This window comes from Desulfosarcina cetonica JCM 12296 (genome assembly GCF_001311845.1).
In the GTDB taxonomy this organism is placed as follows: domain Bacteria; phylum Desulfobacterota; class Desulfobacteria; order Desulfobacterales; family Desulfosarcinaceae; genus Desulfosarcina; species Desulfosarcina cetonica.
In genome coordinates, this window is record NZ_BBCC01000244.1 from 1 (window position 1) to 8,319 (window position 8,319).

General features: G+C 61.6%; 8 protein-coding genes. 2 read left to right on the top strand and 6 right to left on the bottom strand.

Going from position 1 to position 8,319, the window contains the following annotated elements; all coding sequences use genetic code 11:
* From JCM12296_RS30490 to JCM12296_RS30510, 5 genes are all read right to left on the bottom strand, one after another.
* A partial coding sequence (locus JCM12296_RS30490; RefSeq protein WP_218188367.1) for a helix-hairpin-helix domain-containing protein occupies nt 1–1,076 on the bottom strand: 1,076 nt, incomplete at its 3' end.
* Nucleotides 1,034–1,624: a D-glycero-beta-D-manno-heptose 1,7-bisphosphate 7-phosphatase gene (gene gmhB, locus JCM12296_RS30495; RefSeq protein WP_054700940.1), complete on the bottom strand. Its 591-nt coding sequence runs from the start codon at nt 1,622–1,624 to the stop codon at nt 1,034–1,036. The genes JCM12296_RS30490 and gmhB, both read right to left, overlap by 43 nt.
* 27 nt (nt 1,625–1,651) lie before the next feature.
* Nucleotides 1,652–2,404 (bottom strand): septal ring lytic transglycosylase RlpA family protein, encoded by a 753-nt coding sequence (locus JCM12296_RS30500; RefSeq protein ID WP_054700943.1) that lies wholly within the window; start codon nt 2,402–2,404, stop codon nt 1,652–1,654.
* Between the two features lie 84 nt (nt 2,405–2,488).
* Complete coding sequence (gene lon / locus JCM12296_RS30505; protein WP_054700945.1) at nt 2,489–4,840, bottom strand: endopeptidase La; 2,352 nt, start codon at nt 4,838–4,840, stop codon at nt 2,489–2,491.
* A gap of 98 nt (nt 4,841–4,938) precedes the next feature.
* A complete protein-coding gene (locus tag JCM12296_RS30510; protein ID WP_054700948.1) occupies nt 4,939–5,391 on the bottom strand; it encodes an Hsp20/alpha crystallin family protein in 453 nt (150 codons plus the stop codon).
* A 434-nt stretch (nt 5,392–5,825) separates the two neighbouring features.
* Here JCM12296_RS30510 and htpX point away from each other — a divergent pair, with 434 nt between their 5' ends.
* On the top strand, nt 5,826–6,800 hold the full coding sequence (htpX, locus tag JCM12296_RS30515) for a zinc metalloprotease HtpX (protein WP_157068039.1): 975 nt from the start codon (nt 5,826–5,828) through the stop codon (nt 6,798–6,800).
* On the opposite strand, the gene JCM12296_RS30520 is transcribed toward htpX, so the two are convergent.
* Entirely contained in the window at nt 6,775–7,020 is a 246-nt protein-coding gene (locus JCM12296_RS30520; RefSeq protein ID WP_054700951.1) for a hypothetical protein, read from the bottom strand. The two genes, htpX and JCM12296_RS30520, sit on opposite strands and share 26 nt — an antisense overlap.
* Before the next feature lie 91 nt (nt 7,021–7,111).
* Between JCM12296_RS30520 and JCM12296_RS30525 the strand changes: the two genes are divergently transcribed.
* The coding region (locus JCM12296_RS30525) for a P-loop NTPase family protein (protein ID WP_172684193.1) at nt 7,112–8,319 on the top strand (1,208 nt) is incomplete at its 3' end.

The window sequence follows — 8,319 nt, forward strand, 5'->3', positions numbered from 1 at the left end:
CAGACCTTGTGGCCCAGGATTTGGGTCAGCGTGGCCTCCTGCTGGTCGGAAAGGGTGATGGCCAGGGTGCCGTGCAAGGCATCGGCGATCTCGCCTCGGTCTGGCGGCGTTGCCTGCAGGGGAATCGCCTGCATGGCCGTGATGCGCCGGGCAATGATCGCTTCGGCCCGGTCCAGCTGGCGGGGGAAAATCGGCGATGAAGCAACTTCCGGGATCGCATCGTTGACGACCAGTTCCTCGGCCTGAATGAGCTCTTCCAAGGCGCCGCTGGCGAGATGCGCGTCAATGGCGAACGCCTCCTGTAAGGCCTTGAACAGCGCGTCCCGGTCAATATAGGCATGCCCCTGGTCAACGGCTTGCTCGAAGAGGTGGCGCATGCAGGCCTTGGCCCGATCCACCTCATCCACGGGCGTGTCGGCATGGCGCACGACGGCATCGGCAATCATGAAGCCGATGCGGGGCAGGTCAGCGGCCACGCGGTAGGGATCGTTGCACAGGATCTCGACCGCGTCATTGCCGTAGGCGCGCAGCAAGCGGGCCGCATGGGCGCCGTCGACCTCGCAGGTCTCCAGAAACTGGATCAGTTGCCGGGCGGCGTGGTGGGATTGCCAGGCATCGATGATCCGGCGGGCGATTTTCGGCCCGATCCCCTCCACCTCCGTGAGCCGATCCGGTGCCGACGCGATCACCGCCAGGGTCTCGGCCTTGAAATGGTTGATCAGCCGATCCACCAGGCGGGGCCCCACGCCCTTGATGAGACCGGATGCCAGATAGCTGCGGATCCCATCCACCGTGGCCGGCAGAATCGCCTTGAAGGTGTGGAACCGCAACTGCTGGCCATAGCGCGCGTGGTCTTCCCAGCGGCCGCATAGTTCAATGGATTCGCCGACCTTGGGTTCCGGCAGGGTTCCCTTGATGGTGATCAGGCGCTGGTTCTCGTCGGTCCGCAGCCGAGCGATGGTAAAGTGGTTGCCCGGATTGTGGTAGGTGACGTGGGCGATGCGGCCGGTGAGGCGGATATCCGGGGAAGCGGTCATGGATGTGTGGACGTGCTGGTGCTTGGGCCAAGGATCCATTCCGCAGCCGCCGCCAGGTCGGCGGCCACATGATCCGGCGGTGTGCCGTTCTCGGTCAGGGCTGCGACGGCCTGCAGCCCGTTGCCGGTCTTTACCAGAAGGGTGCGGGCGCAGCCGGCCGCCTTGCCGGCCAGGATATCCTTGGCGCTGTCGCCCACCATGATGCTGCGGGATAGATCGATGCCGTGCTGCCGGCTGGCCTGGATGATCATTCCCGGTTTGGGCTTGCGGCAGTCGCAGCCCTCGTCCGGCCGGTGCGGGCAGAAGTAGATATCGGTGATCCGGCCGCCCAGCGCTTGGACGCCCTGGCGCAGGCGGGCGTGGATCGCCGTCAGTTCCGACAGCGGCAGCATGCCGCGGTTGATCGCCGACTGGTTGGTGATGACGATGACCCGGCAGCCGCATCGGATCAGCCGCGCAATCGCCGCCAGGCTGCCCGGCAGCGGGTGAAACGCGTCGCGGGAAGTAATGTAGTCCGGGGAATCCGCGTTGATGACCCCGTCACGGTCTAAGAAGATGGTATCAATGTCCGGTAGACGTTTAGGCATTCGCTTAACGCTTAACACTGGCTGAATTCATTCAGCCACCAGAAACGCATCCGGATAGCCGTTGCTGGCCAGGTAGCGTTCGTACTGCTCGGCGGATTCAAGATCCTTGCAGCGTCCGACCCGAACCCGGTAGAAGACCGCGTCGCCGCGATCGAAAGGCGTGACGTGGGCGTTGGTGAAGCGTTTTCCCAGACGCAGGCGCAGGCGTTCGGCATTCTCACGGCTTGCGAAGGCGCCCACCTGGAAGGTGAAGGACCCGTTGTAGTAATCCATGGGAACGTAGGTCTCGCCCGTGGCGGTTTCCCGGCGTTCACCCAGGGCCACGACTTCCACCGGGGCCGTGCCAGGCCCCACCATGGCCAGTTCCCTGGCGGCGGTGTAGGAGAGATCGATGATCCGTTCGTGGACGAAGGGTCCCCGGTCGTTGACCCGCACGACGATCTCCTTGCCGGTATCCACCCGCCGTACCCGGACCCAGGTGCCCAGCGGCAGGGTCTTGTGCGCCGCCGTCATGGCGTACATGTCATAGATCTCGCCGCTGGAGGTCCGCCGCCCGTGGAAATCCCGACCGTACCACGAGGCCACGCCTCTTTGGGAGAATCCGCGGGCATCGGCCATCGGTGTGTACCACTTGCCGTAGACCCGGTACGGCTTGGGTTGGCCCGGTAGGGTCGGGGATGGGGTTGAGGGCACGGACGACGTCTTCGATGTGGACGGCGGCAGTACCGGGGTGGCGCATGCCCAAAGAAACAGCAGAAAGAGGATGCCCGACAGGGGCATCCCGCGTCCTGCCTTGATTCGGTCGGATGAGGGTCGATTCGATGAAGATCGGGATGTCAGCGGCGTATTTCTCTGCATCGGGCGTTACTCACCAATGGCGATTTTGAGCACATCGATCATTTTTTCCATGAAGTGGAACTCGATGTCGTCGCGCACCTTCTTGGGGATGTCGATCAGGTCTTTCTCGTTCCATTTGGGCAGGAGAATGGTTTTGATGCCGGCCCGATGCGCCGCCAGGACCTTCTCCTTGATACCGCCAACGGGCAGCACCTGGCCCCTTAAGGTGATCTCGCCGGTCATGGCCAAGTCCTTGCGGATGGTCTTGCCCTTCAGCAGGGAGACCAGGGCGCTGAGCATGGTGACGCCCGCCGATGGCCCGTCCTTGGGAATGGCGCCGGCGGGCACGTGGATGTGGATATCGTGCGTGTCGAAGAAATCCTCGTCAATGCTCAGGCGTTTGGCGTTGGCGCGGATGAAGGAGAGGGCGGCCGTGGCCGATTCCTTCATCACGTCCCCCAGTTGACCGGTGAGGATGAGCCCCTTCTTGCCTTTCATGGCCGTGGCCTCGATAAAGAGCAGGTCTCCACCGACGGGCGTCCAGGCCAGTCCCATGGCCACGCCGGGGGTGGTCATGCGGGCCTTGGCTTCCGGCTGGAGCTTGACCGGTCCCAGATAGCCGGCCAAGTCGCCGACCTTGATGGTGGCTTTTTTGAGCTTGCCTTCGGCGATACCGGCGGCCACGCCGCGACAGATGGTGGCGATTTCCCGTTCCAGGTTCCTGAGGCCCGCCTCGCGGGTGTAGCCCGAGATAATGTGCCGGATGGCGCCCACGTTGAAGCTGATCTGGTTGGCCTTGAGGCCATGGGCGTCGCGTTGGCGCGGAATTAGGTAGCGCGAGGCGATCTTGACCTTTTCGTCCTCCGTGTAGCCGAGAAGTTCGAGCACCTCCATGCGGTCCCGCAGGGCCGAGGGAATCGTCTCCAGCACGTTGGCCGTGGTGATGAACATCACCTTGGAGAGATCGAAGGGCACGTCAAGGTAGTGATCCGAGAAGGAGAAGTTCTGTTCCGGGTCCAGCACCTCGAGCAGGGCCGACGAAGGATCGCCGCGGAAATCGGATCCCACCTTGTCGATCTCGTCGAGCATGAAGACGGGGTTGTTGGAGCCGGCCCGCCGCAGTCCCTGGATGATGCGGCCGGGCAGGGCGCCCACATAGGTGCGCCGGTGGCCGCGAATTTCGGCTTCGTCGCGTACGCCGCCCAGGGAGATGCGGTGAAACTTGCGTCCCAGGGCCCGGGCGATGGAGTTGCCCAGGGAGGTCTTGCCGGTGCCGGGGGGGCCGGCGAAACAGAGAATCGGGCCCTTGGAATCGGGCTTGAGTTTTCTCACCGCCAGGTATTCGATGATGCGCTTCTTGGCCTTTTCGAGGCCGAAATGGTCTTCGTCAAGCACCTTGCGGGCCTTGGCGATATCCAGGTTGTCTTCCGTGCTGAGGGCCCAGGGCAGTTCGGTGAGCCAGTCCAGATAGGTCATCGCCACGGTGTATTCGGCCGACGACGGGTGCATGCGGCCCAGGCGGTCCAATTCCCGCTCGGCCTCCTTGACGGCCTCCTCGGGTAGGTGGCGCTCCTTGATCTTGGTGCGGTATTCCTCGAGTTCCACCGCTGACTCGTCGGTTTCGCCCAACTCCTCCTTGATGGCCTTGAGCTGCTGGCGCAGGTAGTATTCGCGCTGGCGCTTATCCATGTCGCCCTTGACCTGGGACTGGATCTTGTTGCCCAGTTCGAGGATCTCCAGTTGGTGGTTGGCCATTTTGGTGACCGCCGTGAGACGCTTGGTGGAATCCCGGATTTCAAGGATCTGCTGCTTCTCCTCGGCCGAGGAGTTGATCGTCGAGGCGACCATGTCCGCCAGGGTGCCGGGCTCCTTGATGGAAGTGGCCATGGAGGCCATCTCCTGGGGCAGGCCCGGTGAAAGTTGCACGATGCGGCTGAACTGTTTGAGCACATTGGCCATCAGCGCCTCGGTCTCCGTGTCCATGCGGTCCACGTCGTCGAAATACTCCACTTCGGCCATCAGATAGGGCTTGTCCTTCTGAAAGGCCTTGACACGGAAACGGCTGAGTCCCTGCACCAGGAGTTGGGCCCGGTCGTCCTCGGTCTTGGCCATTTTCAGAATCAGGGCGGCGGTCCCGACGGTGGCCAGGTCCCCGCTCTCGGGATCCGGTTTGACGTTCTCCTTTTTCTTGGCTACCAGAAGACCGATCATGCGGTCCTTGGCCATGGCCTCATCGATCAGGTGAACGGATTCCCCCTTCATGACCACCAAAGGCAACACCATTTTGGGGAACAAGGTCGCATCGAACAAGGGCAGGATCGGGAGCACGGTCGGTAAATTTTGGGTATTGTAGTCCAATGATGGTTGCTTGTCTTGCATATGCCCTCCTTGAAAAGGGTCTGAATGGGTGAGGCGCCAGGAGGCCCGTTTGCATGGGCAATGCGCACGAACGTGCGGTAAACGGTCGCGCGATGGCGCTACTCGTCACTGATGGGGATCTTGTGAACCTGGTCGAGCTTGAGTTTGGCGATGCGAATCTTCAAAAGCCCGTTGGTGAAGTTTGAGGAAACCACCTCGGTGTCCACCGGCGACGGCAGGTAGAGAATCCGTTCAAAGCGGCCGTATTGGATTTCAGCTAGCCGGTAGGTTCCATTGGGCACGCGGGGCATCTCCCGGCGGATACCCGAAATTTTCACCGCCCGGGAGTTGATCTCCAGGTCCAGGTCGTCCTTTTCCACACCGGAGATTTCCGCCCAGATCATGATTTCATCCGGGGTTTCGAAAATATCCATCTGCGGCGTCCACATGTGCTCGCGGGATGAAAACATGGGATTGATGGGGCGCGGCCGGAATATCTCCTGGATGGTCTTGCCCAAATTTTGGCCGGTGGGATCAAAATTGCCGCCGAATCTAATTTTGATGTAGTCCATGGTTTTTCCCCGAAACGCTTTTCTGTTAAAGATAGGCTGCCCTGCAGGCTGACTTTACGATTCGCTGAATTTAACACCGAATCGGGGGGTTGTAAAGCAGTGATGGCCGGATTGTCCGGGTAACCGCATTTGGATTTCATCTTTGCTGTTGGTGTGATCAGAAACCCAGCGTTTGGGATCAATCAATGCCAAATGCCAAAATCCAAATGTCAATTGAAGGCTGATATCGATTATAGATCGTCAGAATACCACCATTTGGCATTTTTCATTGGATATTTGACATTCTTGCTCGTTATTCCATTGAAAATTTGTGGTGATGGATCCTCCCGATGGGAGCGTGGTTGCCTTCACCTGAATCGGTGTTATTTTTGAGCACGCCTGAAGTGACGCTTTCAATCAAAACGACAGTATTCACGCAACAAGGAGAAAATGACATGGGCAACCAGCTCAAAACCACGTTCTTACTGGCCGTCATGACCATACTGATCATGGTTGTGGGCAACCTTTTGGGCGGTCGTCAGGGAATGATGATCGCCCTGGTGCTGGCCGCCGGAATGAATTTTTTCAGTTATTGGTATTCGGACAAGATTGTGTTGAAGATGTACCAGGCGCGTGAAGTCACGCCCCAGCAGGCGCCCGACCTTTACGGCATCGTCGAAACCCTCGCCCGTCAGGCAGGGTTGCCCATGCCCAAGGTGTACATCATTCCCCAGGAATCACCCAACGCCTTCGCCACCGGCCGGAATCCCGAGCATGCCGTGGTGGCCGTGACCCAGGGCCTGCTCAACCTGATGGATCACCAGGAGGTGATGGGGGTGCTGGCCCACGAAATGGCCCACGTGAAGAATCGTGACATCCTGATCGGCACGATTGCCGCCACCATGGCCGGCGCCATCATGATGCTGGCCACCATGGCCCGTTGGTCGGCCCTCTTCGGCGGGATGCAGCGGGACGACAACAACGGTGGCGGCATGGGTGCCATCGGTATGATCGTCATGTCCATCCTCGCGCCCATCGCCGCCATGATCGTTCAAATGGCGGTCTCGCGTTCCCGCGAATACCTGGCCGACGCCACCGGTGCCCGCATTGTCGGCTCTCCCGAGGGACTGGCCAGTGCCCTGGAGAAGCTGGACGGCTATTCCCGGCGGATTCCCATGCATGCCAACCCGTCGACGGCGCACATGTTCATCGTCAACCCACTTTCCGGCAAAAGCCTGCAGAGCCTTTTCTCCACCCATCCCCCCATGGCCGATCGCATCAGCCGGCTGCGCGGCGTCCGGCCGCAAAGCGGGCAGGGACCTTCCGGGCCTTCCGTACCGCCACCCCCGCCGGAGCCGGCGGAGACCCTCAATCCCAGGCAGGACGGGCGTTCTGGGATCAGTTTCAGCGCTGAGCGGGGTCGTCTTTGATCGGTGGCGATTCCTGGCCTGCGTTGGCGCGGCAGACCTCGCAGCGGGTTTCATCGCACCACTGGCAGGCATAACACGTGCGCAGGCGTGCTTTTTCTTGGATGGCCCGGCATCCGGCACATAGAGCTTGCCGGGCAGACCGGGGATGCGCGTCCAGGCCATGATCGTCCTCGCTTTTCAATTCGGTTTCGCAAGTTCCGTGAATCGATTGCTTGCTCATGGAAGATGGGAAGCCCGGCGAGGCCTGTCAACCGTTCCCTCGAGGGGTGAAGTATGCTAAGGGAGCTTACCAGAAAAGGAGGCCTTGACGGGTGGACCCACTTTATGCTGATGGCACCAGCGATGCCCTGGCGTGTTTGAAATCCGATGCCATAACCCTTGCCGGGATGCTTGGCCTGGAATCCCACGCCGCCATCGACCATTGGCGGGCGGCCGTGGAGGAGCGCCTCCTGCCCCGCCTGACTTCCGGATTCCCCCTGGTGGCGGCCATCTGTGGTGGCGGATCGTCGGGCAAAAGCACGCTCTTCAACAGCCTAGTCGGCGAACCCCTGTCTCCCACCGGTGGCCGCGCCGGGATCAACCGCCGCCTGCTTTTGGCCCTTGGGGCCGGTCATCGCCAGACCCCCGGCATCGCCGGTGTGCTCTTTGAGCCTTTCGGTGGATTGCCCCAGCCCCTGACCGACAAGACCCTGCTGGCCACCCCCGGCGAGACGCTGCTCCACTATGCCGAAAACCTGCCGGCCAACGTGGCCCTGGTGGATACGCCCGACTTTGATACCGGCGCCCGGGGCAGCTACCAGAATCGGGACATGGCCGAAGCCGCCCTGCGGGCCGCCGATGTGTTGATCTACATCTTCACCAACGCCAACTACAACAACCGCGACAATACCGATTTCATTGCCCGCATGCTGACCGCCGTGGGCACGCGGGACTGTTTTCTGGTCTACCGGGTCGATCCGGGGTTCTCGGCGAGCGAGGTCCGCGCCCACGCCGGCACGGTGGCCGCCAACCTGTATGGCGACCATGCCGAGGCGCATGTATTGGGCGTTTACCGTGCCGACGAGGATAACCGCGTCGCCGAAGGCAGCCGTCCCATGACGTTGACTCCGGTGGACGTCGATGGACCGGGACTGATGGCGGCGCTGGCCGCCATGGATGCCAGGGCCGTGCGCGGGGCCCTGAACCGTTCCATTTTTACGGACGTGGTCGACCAGGCGGGTGCGTTTGTGCAGGAGGCCCGGGATTCGCGACAGTTGTTGGAACTTTACCGTGACGGATTGCGCACCGTTCAGCAGCAACAGGTCCGGGAGGCCTTGGGCCACCTGCCCATGGACGCGGTGGTGCGGCGTTTTTCCGAGATATGGCAGACAAGCGATCCGACGCACATCCGGATTATGCGCCAGACCGGCCGGGTGGTGGAAGCGCCGGTCCGTCTGATGATGCGCGCAACGCGTTGGATCCGGGGCAAAGGGGCCGAGGACCACCTGCCTACCGGCAGCGAAACCCGCCTGGCCATGCA

Coding starts and splice junctions, on each gene's coding strand:
- gmhB (WP_054700940.1), bottom strand. CDS start 1,624: ATGCCTAAACGTCTACCGGACATTGATACCATCTTCTTAGACCGTGAC.
- JCM12296_RS30500 (WP_054700943.1), bottom strand. CDS start 2,404: ATGCCCCTGTCGGGCATCCTCTTTCTGCTGTTTCTTTGGGCATGCGCC.
- lon (WP_054700945.1), bottom strand. CDS start 4,840: ATGCAAGACAAGCAACCATCATTGGACTACAATACCCAAAATTTACCG.
- JCM12296_RS30510 (WP_054700948.1), bottom strand. CDS start 5,391: ATGGACTACATCAAAATTAGATTCGGCGGCAATTTTGATCCCACCGGC.
- htpX (WP_157068039.1), top strand. CDS start 5,826: ATGGGCAACCAGCTCAAAACCACGTTCTTACTGGCCGTCATGACCATA.
- JCM12296_RS30520 (WP_054700951.1), bottom strand. CDS start 7,020: ATGAGCAAGCAATCGATTCACGGAACTTGCGAAACCGAATTGAAAAGC.